The organism is Fibrella arboris (assembly GCF_041321095.1).
GTDB lineage: Bacteria > Bacteroidota > Bacteroidia > Cytophagales > Spirosomataceae > Fibrella > Fibrella arboris.
The window spans coordinates 71,280-91,244 of sequence record NZ_JBGGWE010000002.1; the positions used below are offsets into that span (position 1 = coordinate 71,280).

General features: G+C 52.8%; 19 protein-coding genes. 4 read left to right on the forward strand and 15 right to left on the reverse strand.

Annotation, left to right across the window (positions count from 1 at the left end; all coding sequences use genetic code 11):
• Position 1 precedes the first annotated feature (1 nt).
• Positions 2-3,124: an efflux RND transporter permease subunit gene (locus tag ACAW75_RS02835; protein ID WP_370727157.1), complete on the forward strand. Its 3,123-nt coding sequence runs from the start codon at positions 2-4 to the stop codon at positions 3,122-3,124.
• 103 nt (positions 3,125-3,227) lie between these two features.
• Here the strand turns inward: ACAW75_RS02835 and ACAW75_RS02840 are convergent, their stop codons facing one another.
• Positions 3,228-4,484, reverse strand: a complete 1,257-nt coding sequence (locus ACAW75_RS02840; protein WP_370727158.1) for an aspartate aminotransferase family protein — start codon at positions 4,482-4,484, stop codon at positions 3,228-3,230.
• Positions 4,485-4,616: 132 nt separating this feature from the next.
• Here ACAW75_RS02840 and ACAW75_RS02845 point away from each other — a divergent pair, with 132 nt between their 5' ends.
• On the forward strand, positions 4,617-5,738 hold the full coding sequence (locus tag ACAW75_RS02845; protein ID WP_370727159.1) for a hypothetical protein: 1,122 nt from the start codon (positions 4,617-4,619) through the stop codon (positions 5,736-5,738).
• On the opposite strand, the gene ACAW75_RS02850 is transcribed toward ACAW75_RS02845, so the two are convergent.
• The 5 genes from ACAW75_RS02850 to ACAW75_RS02870 all read right to left on the reverse strand — a co-directional run bounded on the left by ACAW75_RS02850 (position 5,739) and on the right by ACAW75_RS02870 (position 10,444).
• Positions 5,739-6,944: a hypothetical protein gene (locus ACAW75_RS02850; RefSeq protein ID WP_370727160.1), complete on the reverse strand. Its 1,206-nt coding sequence runs from the start codon at positions 6,942-6,944 to the stop codon at positions 5,739-5,741. It abuts the gene before it with no gap.
• 31 nt (positions 6,945-6,975) lie between these two features.
• A complete protein-coding gene (locus ACAW75_RS02855) occupies positions 6,976-7,800 on the reverse strand; it encodes a type 1 glutamine amidotransferase (protein ID WP_370727161.1) in 825 nt (274 codons plus the stop codon).
• A gap of 58 nt (positions 7,801-7,858) precedes the next feature.
• The gene (locus tag ACAW75_RS02860) at positions 7,859-8,959 is read right to left on the reverse strand and encodes a carboxylate-amine ligase (protein WP_370727162.1); all 1,101 of its coding nucleotides are present in this window, start codon (positions 8,957-8,959) and stop codon (positions 7,859-7,861) included.
• 63 nt (positions 8,960-9,022) lie between these two features.
• Entirely contained in the window at positions 9,023-10,027 is a 1,005-nt protein-coding gene (locus tag ACAW75_RS02865) for an ABC transporter ATP-binding protein (RefSeq protein WP_370727163.1), read from the reverse strand.
• Between the two features lie 24 nt (positions 10,028-10,051).
• On the reverse strand, positions 10,052-10,444 hold the full coding sequence (locus tag ACAW75_RS02870) for a hypothetical protein (RefSeq protein WP_370727164.1): 393 nt from the start codon (positions 10,442-10,444) through the stop codon (positions 10,052-10,054).
• A 288-nt stretch (positions 10,445-10,732) separates the two neighbouring features.
• Between ACAW75_RS02870 and ACAW75_RS02875 the strand changes: the two genes are divergently transcribed.
• Complete coding sequence (locus tag ACAW75_RS02875) at positions 10,733-11,542, forward strand: DUF2490 domain-containing protein (RefSeq protein WP_370727165.1); 810 nt, start codon at positions 10,733-10,735, stop codon at positions 11,540-11,542.
• 159 nt (positions 11,543-11,701) lie between these two features.
• Here the strand turns inward: ACAW75_RS02875 and ACAW75_RS02880 are convergent, their stop codons facing one another.
• The 7 genes from ACAW75_RS02880 to ACAW75_RS02910 form a co-directional block, all read right to left on the reverse strand.
• A complete protein-coding gene (locus ACAW75_RS02880; RefSeq protein WP_370727166.1) occupies positions 11,702-12,082 on the reverse strand; it encodes a hypothetical protein in 381 nt (126 codons plus the stop codon).
• Between the two features lie 73 nt (positions 12,083-12,155).
• Positions 12,156-13,097, reverse strand: a complete 942-nt coding sequence (locus ACAW75_RS02885) for a sensor histidine kinase (protein WP_370727167.1) — start codon at positions 13,095-13,097, stop codon at positions 12,156-12,158.
• 35 nt (positions 13,098-13,132) lie between these two features.
• Complete coding sequence (locus tag ACAW75_RS02890) at positions 13,133-13,819, reverse strand: response regulator transcription factor (RefSeq protein ID WP_370727168.1); 687 nt, start codon at positions 13,817-13,819, stop codon at positions 13,133-13,135.
• 99 nt (positions 13,820-13,918) lie between these two features.
• Positions 13,919-14,056: a hypothetical protein gene (locus ACAW75_RS02895; protein WP_370727169.1), complete on the reverse strand. Its 138-nt coding sequence runs from the start codon at positions 14,054-14,056 to the stop codon at positions 13,919-13,921.
• Positions 14,057-14,480: 424 nt separating this feature from the next.
• On the reverse strand, positions 14,481-15,158 hold the full coding sequence (locus tag ACAW75_RS02900; RefSeq protein WP_370727170.1) for a hypothetical protein: 678 nt from the start codon (positions 15,156-15,158) through the stop codon (positions 14,481-14,483).
• A 28-nt stretch (positions 15,159-15,186) separates the two neighbouring features.
• Entirely contained in the window at positions 15,187-16,401 is a 1,215-nt protein-coding gene (locus ACAW75_RS02905; RefSeq protein WP_370727171.1) for a THUMP-like domain-containing protein, read from the reverse strand.
• A 58-nt stretch (positions 16,402-16,459) separates the two neighbouring features.
• Complete coding sequence (locus tag ACAW75_RS02910) at positions 16,460-17,386, reverse strand: alpha/beta fold hydrolase (protein ID WP_370727172.1); 927 nt, start codon at positions 17,384-17,386, stop codon at positions 16,460-16,462.
• An 86-nt stretch (positions 17,387-17,472) separates the two neighbouring features.
• On the opposite strand from ACAW75_RS02910, the gene ACAW75_RS02915 reads away from it, so the two are divergent.
• Complete coding sequence (locus ACAW75_RS02915; protein ID WP_370727173.1) at positions 17,473-18,282, forward strand: sterol desaturase family protein; 810 nt, start codon at positions 17,473-17,475, stop codon at positions 18,280-18,282.
• Positions 18,283-18,337: 55 nt separating this feature from the next.
• On the opposite strand, the gene ACAW75_RS02920 is transcribed toward ACAW75_RS02915, so the two are convergent.
• Positions 18,338-18,829, reverse strand: a complete 492-nt coding sequence (locus ACAW75_RS02920) for a GyrI-like domain-containing protein (RefSeq protein WP_370727174.1) — start codon at positions 18,827-18,829, stop codon at positions 18,338-18,340.
• A 58-nt stretch (positions 18,830-18,887) separates the two neighbouring features.
• Entirely contained in the window at positions 18,888-19,859 is a 972-nt protein-coding gene (locus ACAW75_RS02925) for a helix-turn-helix transcriptional regulator (RefSeq protein ID WP_370727175.1), read from the reverse strand.
• Between the last annotated feature and the right edge of the window lie 106 nt (positions 19,860-19,965).

A 19,965-nucleotide genomic window follows, 5' to 3' on the forward strand; every position in this document is an offset into this window, starting at 1 on the left:
TATGAGCCTTTCTTCGCTTTCATTAAAACGGCCCGTATTTGCGATGGTGATGTCTATCGTGATCGTGCTGTTCGGGGTGATTGGGTATACCTTCCTGGGTGTGCGCGAATACCCGGCCATTGACCCGCCCGTCATCTCGGTGCGAACCAGCTACACGGGCGCAAACCCCGAGATCATTGAGTCGCAAATCACTGAGCCTATCGAAAAAACGCTGAACAGCATCGAAGGTATTCGGACCATCTCGTCGAACTCGGCACTTGGCGTCAGTAATATCACCGTTGAGTTCAACCTCGACACCGATCTGGAACGCGCCGCCAATGACGTTCGCGATAAAGTGTCGCAGGCGCAGCGGCAGCTTCCCCAGGATATTGATGCGCCTCCGGTGGTAACCAAAGCCGATGCCAACTCAGATCCTATCATCTTCATGCCGATTCAGAGCACCACGCGGAATCCGATGCAACTCTCTGACTACGCCGAAAACGTATTGCAGGAGCGCTTGCAGACCATTCCGGGGGTGTCGCAGGTGAGTATTTTCGGTCTGAAGCGGTATGCCATGCGCATGTGGCTCGACCCAGCCAAGCTGGCTGCCTATCGCATTACGGTTCAGGATATCCAGGCTGCGCTGACCGCACAAAATGTTGAATTACCAGGTGGTAAGATTTACGGAAACAATACCGAACTAACCGTCAAATCGGTTGGACGACTCACGACGGAAGATGATTTCAATAACCTTATTCTTCGGGAAACCGGTGGACAAATTCTCCGCCTGCGCGATGTGGGCTATGCCACACTAGGCCCTGAAAACGAAGAAACATCGTCTAAGCAAAATGGTGTGCAGGGCGTGATTCTCGTGCTGATCCCACAGCCTGGAGCAAACTATGTCAGCATTGCCGACGAGTTCTATAAGCGGCTAGACGAGATCAAAAAAGAGTTGCCTAAGGATCTGATTGTCAGCGTTGGAATCGATCGAAGTACATTCATCCGTAAAGCGATTGAAGAAGTTGAAGAGACGCTGTTGATCTCGTTCGTGCTGGTTGTACTGGTCATTTACTTCTTCTTCCGCGACTGGCTTATCGCTTTCCGCCCCCTTATCGATATACCCGTTTCGCTGATTGGCGCCTTCTTTATTATGTACATCGCCGACTTTAGTATCAATATCCTAACACTGTTAGGTATTGTGCTGGCGACAGGTCTTGTGGTGGATGACGGGATTGTTGTAACCGAAAACATCTTCAAGAAGATTGAGAAAGGCATGGAGCCGAAACGGGCCGCTGAAGAGGGGTCTGAAGAGATTTTCTTCGCCGTCATTGCAACGTCTATTACGCTGGCCATCGTGTTCCTGCCCATCATTTTCCTGCAGGGCTTTGTTGGCAGGCTCTTCCGTGAATTCGGTATTGTAGTGGCAGGCGCCGTGTTGATCTCGGCTTTCGTTTCGTTGTCGCTCACTCCCGTGCTTAGCGTAAAGCTGACGTCGAAAGATCATGGTAAGACATCGTGGTTCTATAAGAAGACAGAGCCATTCTTTACCTGGCTTGATAATACGTACCGGGATTCGCTGGGGAGCTTCCTCAAAAAACGTCGTTGGGCCTGGATCATGATGGTAGCCTGTCTGGCTATCGTATTTGGTATCGGAGCCACGCTCAAGTCTGAACTGGCGCCACTGGAAGACCGTGGCCGGATTCGGATACCGATTACCGCCCCGGAAGGTACCAGTTACGAGGCGATGAGCGCACTGACCGATCGGGTGACTAAACTGGTGCTCGATTCTGTACCAGAAACAAAGCTCACCTTTAGTGTGGTGGCACCCGGTAACTCAGGGGCGGGTGCCGTCAATTCCGGGTTTGTGTTCATCAATATGGTGGATCCGCAGGACCGGAAACGATCGCAGCAGCAGGTAGTTGATAACCTGACCAAAAACTTCAAGAATTTTACCGATGCCCGGATGTTCCCAACGCAGGAGCAGACGATCTCGACGGGTGGCCGTTCTGGCTCGTCACTGCCCGTTCAGTTCGTCATCCAGAACCTGAGTTTTGATAAGCTTCGGGAAAAGCTTCCCCAGTTCCTCGATGAGGTCCGTAAAGATCCTACGTTCCAGAACTCAGACGTCGATCTGAAATTCAATAAACCTGAACTGAACATCAGCGTCGATCGCGAAAAAGCAACGGACCTCGGTGTATCGGTACTCGATGTGTCGAACACCCTGCAACTGGCGCTGAGCAATCGCCGTCTGGCCTACTTCCTGATGAATGGGAAACAGTACCAGGTGATTGGACAGGTTGACCGCGAAAACCGGGACGAACCAACCGACTTACGTACCTTTTATGTGCGGAATAACCGGCAGGAACTGATTCCACTCGACAACGTAGTGAAGTTTGATGAAGTAAGCAGTCCACCAAGTGTGTATCATTACAACCGGTTCAAATCAGCGACAATCTCAGCCGGCTTATCGCCAGGCAAAACAATTGGCGACGGCGTAGCCGCTATGAATGCCATTGCGGCGCGCGTGCTGGATAACACCTTCCAAACAGCCCTGACGGGTTCTTCACGTGACTTCTCCGAAAGCTCGTCGAACACATTATTCGCTTTTGCCCTGGCACTCATTCTGGTCTATCTGATCCTGGCCGCCCAGTTCGACTCGTTCATTGACCCATTCATTATTATGCTGACCGTGCCGCTGGCACTGGCTGGGGCGGTGTTCTCGCTCTGGTTGTTCAATCAGACGCTGAATATCTTTAGCCAGATCGGGATCATTGTACTGGTCGGGCTGGTGACCAAGAACGGTATCCTGATTGTCGAGTTCGCCAATGAGCAAATGGCCGAAGGGAAAGATAAAGTGGCCGCCGCGCTTGAATCGGCCGCTATGCGTTTACGGCCGATTTTGATGACCACGCTTGTCGCCGCATTTGGGGCGTTGCCGCTGGCGCTGGCCTTAGGTTCAGCGTCAAAGAGCCGGGTACCGCTCGGCGTGGTGATTGTTGGCGGGTTATTGTTCTCGCTGGTTCTTACGCTCTTCGTTATTCCGGCCATGTACATCTTCATGTCGCGCCGGAAACCTGGACAGCCAATCGGCGAATCGACCGAGGAAGAAAACCTGGAAAGGCAGTCTGCTGAGGCAGTTGCTTAGGAAGCTGCCAGCAGGGTATAGCACAAAAGCAGCCGGGGTTTACATCAAATGGTGATTTGATGTAAACCCCGGCTGCTTTTGTGACTTGTTAATGGTGTCTAATCTAATGTACGCTCACCGACGACTGCGAAGCGAGGTGGTTGATACTATTTAAAATCGTTTGGCAGGCCATCTCAATCTCGTCGTCCGTGATGGTTAGTGGTGGCGCAATCCGCATCGAATTATTACAGAATAAAAACCAGTCGGTGATAATGCCAACAGAACCGTTGCGTGGTTCTATTGCCTGATCGATAATCGCTTTTAATTGCTCGAATGAATCGAATTCGACGGCAAGCATCAGGCCTTTACCACGTACCTGACGAATCAGCGGATGCACCAGCAACGAGCGAATCAGTTGCCCCTTTCGTTCGGCTTCGGCGTACAGTTGCTCCTGCTGTATTGTCTGTAAAGTAGCCAACGAGGCGGCGCAGGAGACGGGGTGGCCACCAAATGTTGTGATGTGACCAAGCATCGGATTATTCTTGATGACGGCCATCACACTTTCAGAAGCCATAAAGGCACCGATGGGCATGCCACCACCCATACCTTTGGCGCTAACCACTAGATCGGGCACTACCGCTTTCCCGGATGGGTCAATTCCCTGAAACGCCCAGAATGAGCCCGTTCTGCCGAAGCCAGTCTGAATTTCATCGAAGATCAGCAACGTACCTGTTTCCCGGCAACGAGTCCGAACCGCGTGGAGATAGGCTGGGTCGGGCACACGCACACCGGCTTCGCCCTGAACCACCTCCATGATGACGGCTGCGGTGCGCGTGGTGATCTGCGCCAGATCTTCCCACCGGCCATGCTGAATATGCCGGACATCGGGCAGAAGTGGTCGGTAATTGCGCTTGAAGTTCTCGTCACCGCTGAGCGATAGGGCCCCTTGCGTGGAGCCATGATAGGCATTATGGCAGGCGATCAATTCTGTGCGACCGGTGAAGCGCTTGGCCACTTTCATAGCCCCCTCAATAGCTTCTGTGCCGGAATTCGTGAAATACACATTATCGATGAGACCGTAGCCTGTTTCTGCCCCATTCAGCGAGGCAACCAGTGCCTGAGCGAGCATTGCCTGAGGTCCCTGTACATACTCACCATACACCATCAGGTGCATGTATTTAGTAAGCTGTTGATGGACGGCGGCCAATACTGCCGGGTGCCGATGCCCCACATTGCTGACCCCAATTCCTGAAATAAGATCCAGGTACGTTTCACCGTTTGGGCCGTAGAGATAGACACCTTCAGCCCGCTCAATTTCTATGGCGAGGGGGAAGTCAGTGGTCTGGGCAATATGCTGGAAGAATAATTGTCGATGTGTCACGCTAATTGGCACAGGAGGTGTAGTTTGGTCGTTACGAAATCGGCTGGTTTAAATTCAGGCCTGAATTAAACGGTTGGCCGACAAGTAGGGTCAAATGCCGGTGTCTGCTTCTCTTCCTAAACCAACCCGCTTATGAAAACAGTTCTGCTTGCCTCACTTCTACTGCTGGTAACTATGGCCGTTGCCTGGGCGCAGGCCCCACCCGTTGATACAACGAACGGTAAACCCTACTACATCCTGCTGACCGACGGGTCACATATTCAGGGCCGTATCATCAGACGGGACAGTATGATGTATACGGTACGGATGAAAAACGGGCAACTGACGTATGTTGAGAAAGAATTGCTGAAACAGTTGAGCGCTACTGCACCGGTGTCGGCTGATACAGCCATCTACTACGCGCCGCTGGGCTCGGTACGGTCTGTTGATCAGCCAGTATCAACGACGGTTTCCCCCAGCACCTACGAGATTACGCTAACGGATGGTACACGCCTTAACGCAGCGGTCATCAGCCAGGATTCCAGTCGGGTTGTGGTGAAGAATGAAGCCCTGGGCACCGTTTACATACCAGCCAGGCGGGTTGTTCGCATGGAGCGCCCCAGGGTACCTGAGCTGGTCGGCCGCCGGGAGTCGTCGAGCGGAAACCCGAACCTGTTTCCGCAGTATCTGAATTTACTTCCGAGCGCCTATCAGGCTGAGCGAGGACGGGTATATTACCGGAATACGGCCCTGTACTTCAGTCAGTTTGATGTAGGCATTACCGATAACTGGAGCGTTGGCGCCACGTTTTTTACGTTTGTGCCTACGTTGTTTGGCGCCTTCACGACGAAGTTGTCAGCGCCGCTGGGGCCTCGGGTCAGAATCGGTATCCAGGCACAGCTGTTATACGGTTCCTTGTTTGACCGAACCACAACAACCGGTTTTTTGCAGGGCCTTGTTTCTGTCGGCGACTCGCAGAATAACATTACGGTCGGTGTCGGTACAGGCACAAGTGGTAATGAGCCAGTCCAACTGCTTTCGGTGAGTGTTGTTCGGAAGATCAGGCCGTCGCTCACGTTTATCAGCGAAAACATGCTGTTGCTGGGGGGCTACAACGTTTCGCTTGGTAAGCTGGGGGCCGGGCTCAGGTTCGACAGGCAGCGGCACTCGTTTGATTTGTCGGTCAACATACCATTTGGCCCCGATGGTATCATGGCGGGGTCGAATTTATTTTTTCTGCCATCAGCCAGCTACCAGGTACGTATCGGGAAATAATTACTGCTCGAAATAGGCGATAGTGCCGCCAACCCAGTCGAAGTCTTTGTTGAAGCGAACGCCAATCATTTCCCCACGGCTCAGCCGGGCTAAGTTGGTGATTAGCTGCGGCTTGTCGGCATGGTCGGGCCAGATAAACAGCAGGCGAACTTCGCACTTTACGTGGTCATCGGGCGCGGCAACGACTGGTTCATAGCGTACTTTCCGCTGCAACAGATAATTACCCCGTTCCGAGGCGGGAATGGCGTCAATATCAGCGGGCGTCACGTTGATCTTGACGCCACTGCCGGCAAACGAAAAGAGGGGCTTCAGTACATAGTTCTCCAGATCCGTCGGTACGGCTGTCAGGTCGCTGAGGTAGTAGCTTTTGGGTACGTAGGCACTCTCGATGAGCGGTAGGGTGAACTTACTGATCCGGAAAAACCAGTTCGGATGACCGACCCAGTGTACGTCTACCTCATCGGTCAGTTTAAACGCAGTGTCCAGGTCAGGCATCGCCGCCAGTTCATCAAAAATCAACCGGTTATAGATTCGACGAATGCGCACCTCTCGACCCTCTTTCTCATAATAGAGTTGACGGCCCCGTTTCTTTATTTTGGTTAAACAGACGGCGTCGATCCCGATGTAATGCTTCGTCAGAGCGAAATCAATGCGGGTCTTTTGTTTTTCAGGATAGATCTCCAGCAGGATCACTTCTTCAGGATCGCAGTCGCCGACGATCAACTGGCGCAGGGCAGCGATGTAGTCTGCGTTGGTGTTGATGCCGAAGAGGTGACTGACTGACTCGGGGATTGGAAAATGGGCGCGAAAACGCGCTGACAGATAAGGCTGAAAACCATAAAGCGACGGAAAGCCCTGTAACTCAATAAGCTGCGGTTCTAGCTCGCCGCTCGACTCATTGCGGCAGATGGCAAAATCGACCGCCATAAACGTGGTGTGGCTGCCGACCCCTTCGCCAGGTACGTATTGTCCGGGCGGTATGGCTGGTTCGGTCTTCGACCGAAAATCGGGCTGGGTGATGGTACGAACAATATCATCGCAGGCTGTCAGCATTTTAGCTGTCAGTTGTTTGGGAACAAAGACAGGTGTTTCGGCCACGCGGAAATCTAACTGTCCCGGATAGTCGGCATGTATCTGGGCGAGAAAGGCGTGGTACCGGTCAACGGTAAAATGCGCGTTGTATTGGCTGCGAATGGATTCGATCATAACAGAATAGTGTAAGCCGGGAGAATTCGTTTTAAGCCGGATAGTTGGCTTCGACCGCCGATTGTTCACGAATAGCGTTCCTGATAAAACCAGGTAAGATCACCGATTCCGTCAGCGCAATTTTGGCGGGGTCCTGCAAATAGTCCACCATCTCATCATATTTAGCCTGCCCATAGTTGGTAACAATCTGGGTCCGTTTCTCTTCCTTCAAGAAGTACCGGAGCATGCCTTCGGTATCTGCCTCCGGGTGAAACTGCGTACCCACGATTTCATTGGTAAACCGAATGGCCATTACGGCCCGTTCCAGATTGACGTGGGGACGGATTTTCTCCAGACAGAGCAACTCGGCTCCCTGTGCCTCAAATTCGGCCATCTGGGGCTCCGTTAGTTGGTAATCACGCGAATCGACCGCGTAAAATGGCTCGGGCAATGGGCTGAACAACGGTTCGTTCTGACCAGCATCGGTCTGGTGCATCGGGAAAATGCCAAACGAAGTGGATTTGCGTTTACTGATGGTGCCAAGGTGTCGGTGCCCCGCTACCAGCTGAAAGGAATGGCAAATTAAAAATAAGTGCTTCCTGGTTTCCTGCGTCAGGTTATGCGCAAAGAGGGCATCGATCAACTCGAAATAAGGCACCTCCCAGGGCTCGCCCAGGGGTAACGGAATGCCTGGTCCGCCCGTCGAAATATAAGCGTCGAAGGAGAGGTCTGGGAGTTGATTCTCGGCCCGCACATTGAAAACCGTGTAGGGCAGGGCTATTCCGTCGGCAGCTTCGATTCGCTGGATGGCCTGTAAAATACAACGCATGCCTTCATTGGCCACGTTGTTGTACATATCTAAAATAGCAATTCTCATAGGGATAAAAAGATCATAGCAACCAACCAGATAAACCAGTTGGCTGCTACCTGGTCAACTACCTGAGTCCGTATGAAGTTTCCTTGACGATATAATCGACCACGGCTTTTAAATCGTTGGTTTCATTGAAAACCGCCAACTGGCGGTCGGCACCGGTTCCGTTCCTGAGAATTTCGTGTACGTATTCGCATTCTTCGCGGCTTCCCAGTTCGTCGACAACATCGTCGACAAAGGCGAGAAGCTCATAAATCAACTCATGGGTGGGCACTTCTATCTGTTTGCCAAAATCGATGAGTTTGCCCTCGATACCGTAGCGGGCCGCCCGCCATTTGTTCTCGGATATAAGCACCCGTCGGTAGGGCCTGAAGTTCAGGTTGGCCTGTTGCAACTTGTAGATTTTGGCTACGAGCGCCTGCATGATCGCCGCCAGGCAAACAGTTTCATCGACCCGCATAGGTACGTCGCAGATACGGAACTCGATGGTGTCGAAGAAAGGATGGAGCCGGATATCCCACCAGATTTTCTTGCCATTGTCGATACACCCCGTCTTTACCAGCAGGGCAATGTACTCGTCGTACTCGGCAGCGCTGCTGAAATAATCGGGAATACCGGTGCGCGGAAATTTATCGAACACCTTCGACCGGTACGATTTGAAGCCTGTATTACGACCGCACCAGAAGGGCGAATTGGTAGAAAGGGCGTAAATATGAGGCAAAAAGTACCGCACCGCGTTCATGATCTGAATCCCTTCATTACGGCTGGCAATGCCTACATGCACGTGCATGCCGAAAATCAGGTTTGAGCGGGCCACATCCCGCATCTCCTCAATAAGGCGGTCGTACCGTTCGTTGGGCGTGATCAGCTGGTGCTGCCAGTCAGAAAACGGATGCGTGCCTGCAGAGGCTACATGCAGGTTCTGCCGTTCGGCCAGTTCAATAATTTCACGCCGCAAAAAGGTCACTTCCTGGCGCGCCTCCTGAATATTGTGGCAAATATTTGTGCCAACCTCCACAACCGCCTGGTGCATTTCGGCCTTTACACGTTCCTGAAGGATGATCTGCCCACCATCGACGAGCTTCGACATGTGCGAGCGCAACTCGCGGGTTTCGGGATCAATGGTCTGGAATTCTTCTTCAATCCCAAGCGTGAATTCGGGCATAGTTTCCTGATTGTTGTATGAAGGGAAAGTTAAGCGATTCCCTCGAGACCACAAACCTGAACATTAGCCTATGGGCATCAATCGATTTGCGCTGATGCGCATACGTACCTGATCACCAATTTGTACATCGTCGCGCTCGGTGAGCAGGCGTAGCGAAACATACCGGCTAATTGTCACGTCGAGCTCGCTTCGGCTACCCTGAAAAAATACCGCCCGAACCCGTCCTGCTATTGGCCCGTCGCTGTCGAGGACGATATGCTCGGGACGGAGGCCGAAGATTGCTTCAGGGGCATCGGAAGGCGGAAGGCCCAGGGCCGCGAGGTGTTTCCCCCGGATGCTGTTTACCGGGCCAGTCATCCGGGCCGCATACGTTGTTCCGGGGTTGGCATAAATCGCGCGCGGGCTGCCCACCTGTTTCAATTGTCCCTGTTGAAGAATGCCGATCTGATCCGCTATAGACAAAGCATCGGTGGCATCATGGGTCACAAACAGACAGGCGGGCGGCGGAGAGTCGTGGGGGTGACGTTTGATCAACTCAAACAATAAATCCCGGATAATAAGGCGGTTAGGTAAGTCCAGGTGGCTAAATGGTTCGTCGAGCAGTAAGACCCGGGCGGGTTCGGCTACTGCTCTGGCAATGGCCGTGCGTTGCTTTTCGCCACCTGATGCTTCGCGTGGTTTGTGATGCTGAACGTTTTCCAGCCGGCAGAGCTTCAGTAACTCATCGACCCGGGCTTCGCGGTAGGTACGTTCATAGAACCGAAGCGCATAACTGATATTTTCGCGAATTGACACGTTGGGCATCAACTGGTATTCCTGCGGCACCACCCGAATCTGGGGATGCCCCGCCACCAGCACGTCTTTTGGACCGGGAATCAGGTGGCCATCGAGCCGCACTTCGCCCCGGTCTGCATCGAGGAGGGCGGCAATCAGGTGCAGCAAGGTGCTTTTTCCTGACCCGCTGGCACCTACCAGGGCCATAATTTGTCCGCCGTCGAGCGTTAGTGAAACATTCCGGACGGCGGGAAGATCAGTAAATGATTTAGACAGGTGGGAGGCAACTAGCATGGGGGCAAGTTAAGCCCGGAATGCTTACTCTACATAAGGTGTAATGAAGGCGTAAAATTGTTGACGAACGTTGATGAACTGTTGTTCGAGCATTTGATAGCCGCTACGCAGCCGCCGGTGACGCTCGTCAATCTCCTGGCGACGCTGCCAGTTCGGTGTTCGTTTAGCCGATGACTGCTCCTCCATCTCAATTAATTCGGAGAGCTGTGCCATCTGAGCCCGAAGACCGGTAAACCACTGGCGAAAAGACACCGACCGATTCACTGTGTCGAAGTCGGCTGTCGTGTCGCAGACATAGGACAGGAGCGAGGTAAAGTAGCTCTCCTGGTCAGAGTAGAGGGCGAGTGCCCGAAGCCATTGCTGATGTTCGTGCTGATAAAGCGAAAAACGTTCTGTGGTTAGTTGAGTGGTCGCCATGACAAGATGCCAATAAGAATGGGCGATAAGATGGACGTGTGAGTAAAAAGAGGAAGAATAAGTAAAACTATATAATTTGAAGACTGTCCCAAGAAAAATGCAAAAATTATCTTTTTTTTAATCAGTTAACGGGACACAAGCAGGGGTACGTCTCCGCAACCTGGGTAGAGACAACCCACTCAATCTGCCCATAGGCGCGCATTGCTAAACAAACCCTATAACTGGCTGTTCCGACTTTGAGTGAGTAGACATTGGGTTCTGCTTTGCTGCAACTGGCCGCGCCATTCCATGATCAATCGAAAATACAGCAACTGCCAGCTCGTGATCACGGCTTTGCTCTGCCTGCTTAGTGGCACTGTCGATGGGCAGAACCGTGTGCTTGACCATAATACCATTGGCTGGTATACCTATAATGGCGACCATACGATCAGTAAAAACTGGTCAATTCATACGGAATATCAGTGGCGGCGCATTGACCTGATACGTACCTGGCAGCAGTCGCTTGCCCGGCTTGGGGTAAATCGGAGTCTCAATGAGCAGGTAAAGATTGGGGGTGGGTTCACCTATTTTACCACGTTTCCGTATGGGAGGTATCCACAAGCTGATGCCGGAGTGCCCTATGCTGAACGTCGGATTCATGAGGATATTCAATTTATAAGTAAGTATGGAAAGCTGGACATAACGCAGCGATTTCGGCTGGAACAACGCTGGCTGGCTACCTTATCGGACCAGAACCCGAGAAATGTCGCTGACTGGGAATTTCAGAACAGGATCCGTTATCAGATGGCCGGGGAGTTGCCGCTGTCTGGCCCGACAATCGATGACGGCGAAGTATACATGACTTTTTTCGACGAGGTTTTTATCGGATTCGGACGAAACGTGGGGCAGAATATCTTTAATCAGAACCGTATTTCGGTCGGCCTGGGCTATCAGTTCCGCGATAACGTTCAGCTTGAATTGAACTACCTGAATCAGGTTGTGCAGCATGCCGATCTTGACCAGGCTACCGGCAAACCAGTTTTTGAAGTGAACAATGGCTTCAGGCTCAATCTTGTCTATTCCATTGATTTTACGGCCGGGAAGGGGGGGACTAAGTAGGCCCGCAATACCCCCTTTGCTCGTCACTTGTAGGGGGGCAACAGCGAGACTGTACCCATCATTATCGCTGTAGAGCCGTCAACACCACCGGAATGCATCTGCATCGGATCATCCGTATGCCCTTCAGTGGTGAGTCAGGTAAGTATTGGCGAACGTGTGTTATTCAGCAGCCAAGGGAGGCAGTTTGGTGGCCAATAGATAGGGTTCTGCTCCTGACAGAACAACATCAGCTTTATCAAAAAAATCGACTGATTCAACTTCGGTGTACCGGGCCAGGGTGGGTTCACCCCAGACAACACCGTGGCTGTAGGTGCAAACGAAATAGCCAATGTTGTCTTTAAAAATAGTGACGACAACCTCTCCATTATCTGAGGCGGCTCCCACAGTTTCACTAACGAGCTTGTCGCCGCGTCTGAAAATAACTTTGTATATCCGATCAGATTTAAGGTCATACCCCATGCTCCTGATTCGTTTGGCCACCCGATTATAGACGCGTTCTGCCTGAATGGGGTTAATGGTGAATGGAATGAAGAATTTCATAGTCGATTTATGGTAGGTGGTTGTATTTCCCCTAAACATACTACTCGATTATGAAGAGAGTATGAAATATAACTTATTGAATATCAGTAAATTTTAATGTAATTAATGTGCCTGACTCCACGGGTAGGTCAACTGAAATACCAATATGGTGAAAACGGCTGATTGTTTGGATTACCTGGAGGCCGATGCCGTTGCCAGTGGCTTTCACCGGGCGTCCATACTGCGTTAGCATCGCAATCTGTTCAGTTGTCATTCCAGGGCCGCTATCTGAAATAGTTAACGTTGGTCGATTGCCAAACTGACCCCACCCGATCGTTACATGCCCCTGGTCCCGGTTGTAGCGAACTGCGTTGCCAATCAGATTGAGCAACATGGTGTACAGCAACGAATGATTCGCTGAAATACTCACAATGTCGGGACCGGGTTCCAGTGTCAGGATGATCTCTTTCATAGCAATGCGGTCATCAAGCGCGTGAAGCACTTCCAGCAGGACAGACCTGATTGACACGGTTTCGTTTTTCAGGTACTGGTGGTTTTCGATCCGCGCCAGACAAAGCAGCATCTGCACAATCCGGCTTAACCGAAGGAGTGTCTGTTGCGAGTCGACAAGGCGGGCGGCAATGTGGTCAGGCGTTTCGTCGTCGGCAATGATGTTATCGAATCGATTGCGTAATACGGCGATTGGTGTTAGTAGCTCATGAGACGCATAGGCGGTAAACGCTTTTTCGCAGGCGAACCGAATGTCGAGCTGACTCATCAGGTTATTGATCCGTTTGTCGAGCTGACGCAGGTCAGTCGTTGTTGTTTTCAGCGGAACAAAGTCGAACTGTCCCGGATCCTGAATCAGGCGTAGCTTTCGCCGAATAAGCAGGCGCATGGGCTGCAGCAAAAAATGGCTGTAGCCAAGGTCTGCCGGGACCATGAGGCTCAGGCTCACCAGGACCACGATATACCATAACGGGGTAATTGGTACCGGCCAGAATGCCCAACAGCCACCCGCCAGCAGAAAGCGCATGAGCGTGTTGTACAGCATTATTTTGACGGCCAGCCTCATAGGATTCGGGGTAAATTCGCCCGGTAGCCTACGCCTCGCACCGTTTCCAGCCAGTCTGTTGACGCATGGACCGCCAACTTTCTGCGCAGGTTTTTCAGATGCACATCAATGTAATTGGAGTCGGGCCCATCGTCGGCCATATTTCCCCAGATATGTTCTGCCAGTTGCAGGCGCGTCAGCACCCTATTCCGGTAAAGCAATAGATAATGCAGCAGATCGTATTCGCGGCGCGTAAGCTCCAGTTCCCGCGCCCCAAAATGAACCCGCCGGGCCAGCGGATCAAGGACAAAGCCAGAGAAAATGATGTCAGGTTCGGTGAGCCCGTGTTTTCGGCGATTGATCGCCAGCATACGGGCGTGCAGCTCTAGCAATGAAAACGGCTTCGTGATATAATCGTCGGCTCCCAGATTTAGGCCCTTTAGCTTACTGCCCAACTCGCCACTGGCCGTCAGAATCAGATATGAGGCATCATGCTGACAGAGAATGGTTTCCTGTAGGAGGTCAAAGCCATCGTAATCGGGAAGGCCCAGATCGATAAGCACGAAATCGTAGTTGTTCATCCAGATTCGTTCAGATGCCTCTTTTCCCGTACTCGCCACATCGCAGACAAACCCTACTTTTCGCAGAAAGTGAGCAATTTCCTCAGCCATTGCGGGCTCGTCTTCTACGATGAGTGTATTCATGACGGAGTTACGTGTGTGGGCTTTGACGAGCGTGTTGATCAACCCACCTCAATCAGTTCAGTCGTGGATCAGCTCAACTGCCGATCCACGGCTGAATCGCTATTTACCGCCTTTCGGTGCAGGTTTTGGCGCAGCTGGTGCTGCGTCGGTTTCGCGTTGCTCGTACTTCGGAACTTTATGCCCGGCCTTAGCTCCTTTAGCGACTACTTTTTTCGCCTTCTTTATATCGATCGACATGGTTGACTCAGATTTACTTGTTGGAAAGAATATGCAGTAACAGGGGCACTATCAACCAGGATAGAGCCGATGAACCGCGAAATGATTTGACTGGTAAGCGCACCTTTGCAGGCAGGCCGTACGTGCAGTATGTCAACTGCCAAAGAGAGGAGTAACGTACCCAAAGCGTCTAGCAGACACGGGGAAGTTACTGAGTGTACATGTGGCTGGTTACTGGCTTGGTCAACACCGTCAATGCAGAGGATCGAAAGCAGATTACCGCTAATCAGGCGCACATGTTGATGCATAGATAACGCATGGGTGCGGTAAACGCTTCTTTTTAGGCGAAATCATTTTGGGCGATCAGTATCGAAAAACGCAAAAAGTCCCTCCAACGTACCTGAATGGCTTATTGGGGGGACTAAAAAGCTAGACGCAGACGAGCCTACTGTTTCTTCGCTTTTACCGTTTCCACGTTTTTACGCTTGTTATCCATGTCTGTCGAAGCCGTGGTCTGGTCTACCTTGTTCGTCTCAACATCTTTCAGGAGTTGCTCGAGTTCCTTCGCGTTCTCGTCGATCTTTCGTAGCAGCCGTTCCTTCTCCTTTTTGTTGTTCTCGATGTCGCGGGCCAGCGTTTCACCTTTCTTGACCAGTTTCTGGTGGTTCCTCTGCGACTCGTTGAAGCCATCTTCGGCCACACGGACCTCGTCATTGAAGAGCGATTTGGCCGCAAAATCTTTCAGCAGTTTATCGGCCGCATCGTAATTGCCATTGCCGGCACTGACATAATTCCCGCCGCCCAGATCATAGGCCGTGAAAATGGTGGTCGATTTTTTGTTCCCCTTCACCTGGCTGGTGAAATTGACTGGCTCGGCCGAAATGTCTTTCATGTCGGCGGTGGTGATCCGGTACGTTCCGCGCGACGACGAAGTTCGACCGAAGGGTTTGATGTACTCCTCCCACTCTTTTTCCACCTGCTTGTCGCTCAGCGGAATGGTCAGGAATAACCCTTTGTATAGCTGCTTATCGATGGTTTGTTCGCCAGCATACACTGTTTGTGCCTGGACGTTTGCCGCTGTCAGCAAAAAGCTGACGCTTACCAGTACGTTACGGAGGTTCATAGTTAGTAAAGATGGTTGAAATTGGGGCCTATATTACAGCTTTGCGGGTAACAATCAATCGTTTCTCGCCGTTTCGGAGTGTTGTGGCGAAGACGTAAACGCTGCCACCTTCGCGCAGGCCCAGTTGCTTACGAAGTACAGCAACGGACTGTGGAAAGTTGCGGACCGTGAGGTTTACCTGTTCGTCAGGTACGTGGTTCAGCACTGATCTCCGGTCTGCCCGACAAACAGCATCGACCTGAAATATCCGTCCCGGAAAGTCGGCTACCAGGGTATCGCTCGTGTACAGATGACTATGCGGGGCCAGTTTGCTCAAGCCAAACCGGTCACCCGCCAGCCGGAAAGCGCCTGCTTTCAACAGGGCGGCGTTGGGTTCATACAGGTACGCTGCCGGATCAGCAAGTAATACGGGCGCTGTGGCCTCATTGCCGCGTCGATAAGTGAAAAGGTGTGGCTCAGCCTGCTCACGCAGGTTGATGGCCGACATCTGCACATCGGCGCTGGGTAGGTGCTGCTGACCAAGCACAAAGAGGATTTCCTTTACCTCGCCCCGAACAGCCACTGTGTGAACAGCGCGGGTAGTGGGCAACTGACGCAGCGTCGCTTCAATATCGAGCAGGGGGGAGGTCTTGATCAGCAGGTTCTGTGCTTTGCTGAGCAACAGGGACAGATGCGTTAGCACATCCGGTTCACAATCAGTCAGGCCCACTACGCGCTCACCGACTCGGCCCGCCCGCGTGTCGCGGCGGGCGGGGTCAAGATATAGCCAGTCGAGCGGCTCCGGTTGGCTGGCGAGCCAGTCAAGCCCGTCACCAGTCTGTACGGAAACAGTATGCAGGCCAAGTACTGACAGGTTCAGGGCCGTCAACGCAGCGAGCGACTGGGTACGTTCCACATACACGACCTGCGCCATGTTCCGGGCGAACGCCGCCGTGTCGACGCCCATGCCGCCGGTGAGGTCGGCCAGGCTGTGGCCCGATACGAGCGACGCTTTGTAGGTGGCTGTTCGCTCCGATGAGGCCTGCTCAACCGATAAGGGTGGAGGAAAGGTCAGGTCAGGGTTGGCATACCAGGCGGGTAACTTCGTTCTGGCTTTTTGTCGCGACTGAATCTGTTCGGCCAATTCACGAAGGCGTATGCCCGATATGCCTGCCGGAGGCCGAAGTAACAACGACTGCACATCGGCGTTCAGGTGGTTCGTGATAAAGGTTCGGTCAGCGTCAGATAAATTGGGGAGCGGCATAGACAAAGGTAAAAAACGGGGCTTCGAGACGAAGCTCAACGCGACACGTTTCCGTGATTTACCGGCTGGTCGCCAAACGAATCGCGATAAACAAACCTGCGACAATGACGGCTGTTCCAACGCCGATGAGGAGGGTATCGGGCTCGCTCCGGGTCGGTAATACAGCTGTTTCCAGCGTTGGTTCCTGCGGTAGGTACGTTCCGTCGGTCACCTGAAGAATCAATTTCGTCGCTGCTTCGGGGACGTCGAGCTGAGGAAAATGGCCACTGTCATCAAACCAGTGGAGCTTTGCGTCGGGAAAAAGATGTTGCGCCCGCTTCGCCTGACTGGGCAGGCAGACGCGATCCTGTCTGCCCCAGCCAATGACGAGCGGGTGTTGAATCGAGCCAGCGGGTGCCCCCTGTTGCTTTTCGCCATGCGCCAGATTGTCGAGCAGCGCAACGAATGTGGGCGTGGGCGTAAAGGTGCGGAGTTCCTGCAACGCGATTGGGGCAGGAATAGTCCAGGGGTGTGCCGAGAACTGGGCCAATAACACCGTTCGGGAGATTGGGTTACCCGTCAATGCAGGTAGGAATGGCTGGAGGTTGTTTACCAGCTGTGCCGAGAGCCGGACAGAATAGTAAAAGAACGGGATCTCCCAACCCTGCCAGAAACCACCGGGATCGAGGGAAACAACAGCGCCCAGTACGCCGCCCCGGCGCGCCAGTTCAAGCACGAGCCGCGCGCCCATTGAACTCCCCACAGCGTCTATACCAAGCAATTCCTCTTCGCGAAGGAACTCAGTAACCGCATCGGCGAGGGCGCCGATCGTTGTTTCGCCCGCTAATGGGGGCGTGTCGCCAAATCCGGGCAAGTCGATGGCGATCACCTCGCGCCGGGTGGCCAATTCGTTGATGATCGTATCCCAGGAGTGGTGGCTGCTGCCGATTCCGTGGATGAGCAGCAGAGGTTTGCCGGTGCCGAGCCGGATGACGTTCATATCCATACAGGTAGAACCGATCCCAACCCATTCCGTTTATTTTTGGCAGAACTATCTGGAAACTGACCGTGTACAATTCCTGTTTCGAGACTATGAATACGCTTCTACGATCGTACCCTGGCTGGGGGTTAGTAGCCGTCTGGATAACCCACTTGTTGCGCTACCTGCTGGTGGCCGGGCTATTCTTCGCGCTCTTTTATGGGGGGAAGCGGGCTGCGATTGCGTATAAGAAGATTCAGCCCCGATTCCCGAAAAAGGACGACTACCGGCGCGAGATTTTGTACTCAATAAGCACCACGCTGGTCTTCACGGGTGTAACCTGGCTGGTCGTTGTCATGGGGCGCCGACAGGACAACTTGGTCTACCTGAACTGGGCTGAGTATGGCACCACCTATGGCCTGTTATCATTCCTGGGGCTGATTCTCCTGCACGATACTTATTTCTACTGGACCCACCGGGCCATGCACCATCCCCGGCTCTTTAAAGCAACACACCTGGTCCATCATAAATCGACGAACCCATCGCCCTGGGCTGCCTACGCGTTTCATCCGCTCGAAGCCATTGTTGAAGCCGCCATTGTGCCGCTGGCTACGTTTGTGCTTCCCCTGCATCCGTTCACGATTCTGGCCTTTCTCTTTTTCATGATCGTCTACAACGTGTACGGCCATCTGGGCTGGGAGTTGTTCCCCGCCAGCTGGAACCGCCACTGGTTCGCTAAATGGCTGAACACGTCGGTAAACCACAATCAGCATCACCAGTATGTCAAAGGGAACTACGGCCTCTATTTTCGATTCTGGGACGAATGGATGGGCACGACCCGACCCGATTATGCTGCTGCCTTTGCGCGGGTGACCGAGAAACCGGCAGCTGTGCCCGAGAAAGAGCTTGTCGGGAGTGAATAGAGGACGGCAGACGTACCCAGCCCGCTTCTGGCAAGCGGGCTGGGTACGTGCCCATTCAGGCAATGCCTAGCTGGATACAGGTGATACAGTTTGCCTGATTGGTCCTGTCAACAACCTGGTAGATTTCGCGCATCCGGCCATCGTATACGTGCTCATCGGCATAGAACTGAACGAAAAGCGCGTCGTATACATCGCCCAGATTGCTCCAGGCTCCGGTATAGGTGTATTGTGCGCACTGGAAAGCAGGTATTGTTTGAATCGCAAATGACTGACCAGGTGTGCCGGTAATGGCTGTCTGCATCGGCAAGGCGACCTGAAGGTCGAACTCATCATCAGGATGACCGGAAATGCCGGTATAAATCCACTGCGTGGCCAGGGCAGGATCGAGGCCAAGCCGGGCCGCTTCAGCACGTACCCGGCTGTCTGCCGTCATGCCTAGCTGAGCAAGGGTTGCTAAACTGGCCCGTAAACTGGTAGTCAGCGCGGTGAATGGCGCTGTCTCAATGACTGTTAATGCATTGTCGGGAATGGAGAGTAGAGTTGTCATTAGTCTGTTTGGTTTTGGTGAACGACCAGACCAAAAGTAGGTGGGTGGCATGACAACCCTATGTCAGCAGCGTTTGCGCCTGAGCATGGTGCGTGCTGATTTCTTCGGCAAGAACGACCATCCGTTTTTTTAACTGTACAGGTTGCTCAATCGACGCTGCGTTGCCAAACATCAGGAGCCACCGGGCCAGTCCTTCGGGGTACTGGGTCAGGAAGATCATCTTTACGTGATCACCCGCTACCTCCTCCGATAGGTAGCCGAAATCCAGGCGTTGGTGTTGTGTGTAGCGGGCGGCATTTTTGTCGAACCAGATAATCGCTTCGGTCAGGTCTTTCCGGTTTCCCATTGCCCGCATCCGGTCAAGGTACCCTTGTAGCGAAAGCAGCGACTGGCGCGAAAAGAGCCTGCCGGTGATGGTAAGTTGCCGAATACGGTCAGTTCTGAAATCCCGGTAATCCTGCCGCAGATGACAAAAAGCGATGAGATGCCAACCCGAGCTGTAATGGTACAGGCCAATAGGCTCTACCTCACGCGTTGTTGGTTCACTCTCATAAGGCGTCTGGTAGTCGATAGCCAACACCTGTTGCTGCACGCAGGCCGACTGGATCTGATTGAGCAGCTGATCAGAAAACGGGGCGGAGCGTCGGTAACTGGCTATTCTGATCAACGGCTCCAGCTCATCGAGATGATCTTTCTCCGCTTTTTTGAGCACGGATTTTACTTTATACAATGCCGAGTCGAACGGCTCCCGAAGCGACATGTCGGCCATGCGCTCAACTAGTTTCGAGCCAAACACGAGTGCACTGGCTTCAGCGTTGGTAAACATGACGGGGGGCAGATGGTAGCCGTCCAGAAAATAGCCAACCCCTGCTTCTGCTCCAATGGGAACGCCTGCTTCTTCCAGCGCTCGAATATCGCGATACACAGTGCGAAGACTGATACTGAATCGATCTGCGAGGTCCTGCGCCCGCACAACCCGCTTGCTTTGTAAGTGAATCAGTATGGCCGTCAGGCGGTCGATGCGGTTCATGGCGTTATCGTGTTATTGCACTGCCATAAAATGGTCATTTGTCGTCATGAGTTGCCAATACTATGAACAACTGATAACGACAAATGACAGCGCAGCAGCTACGAAG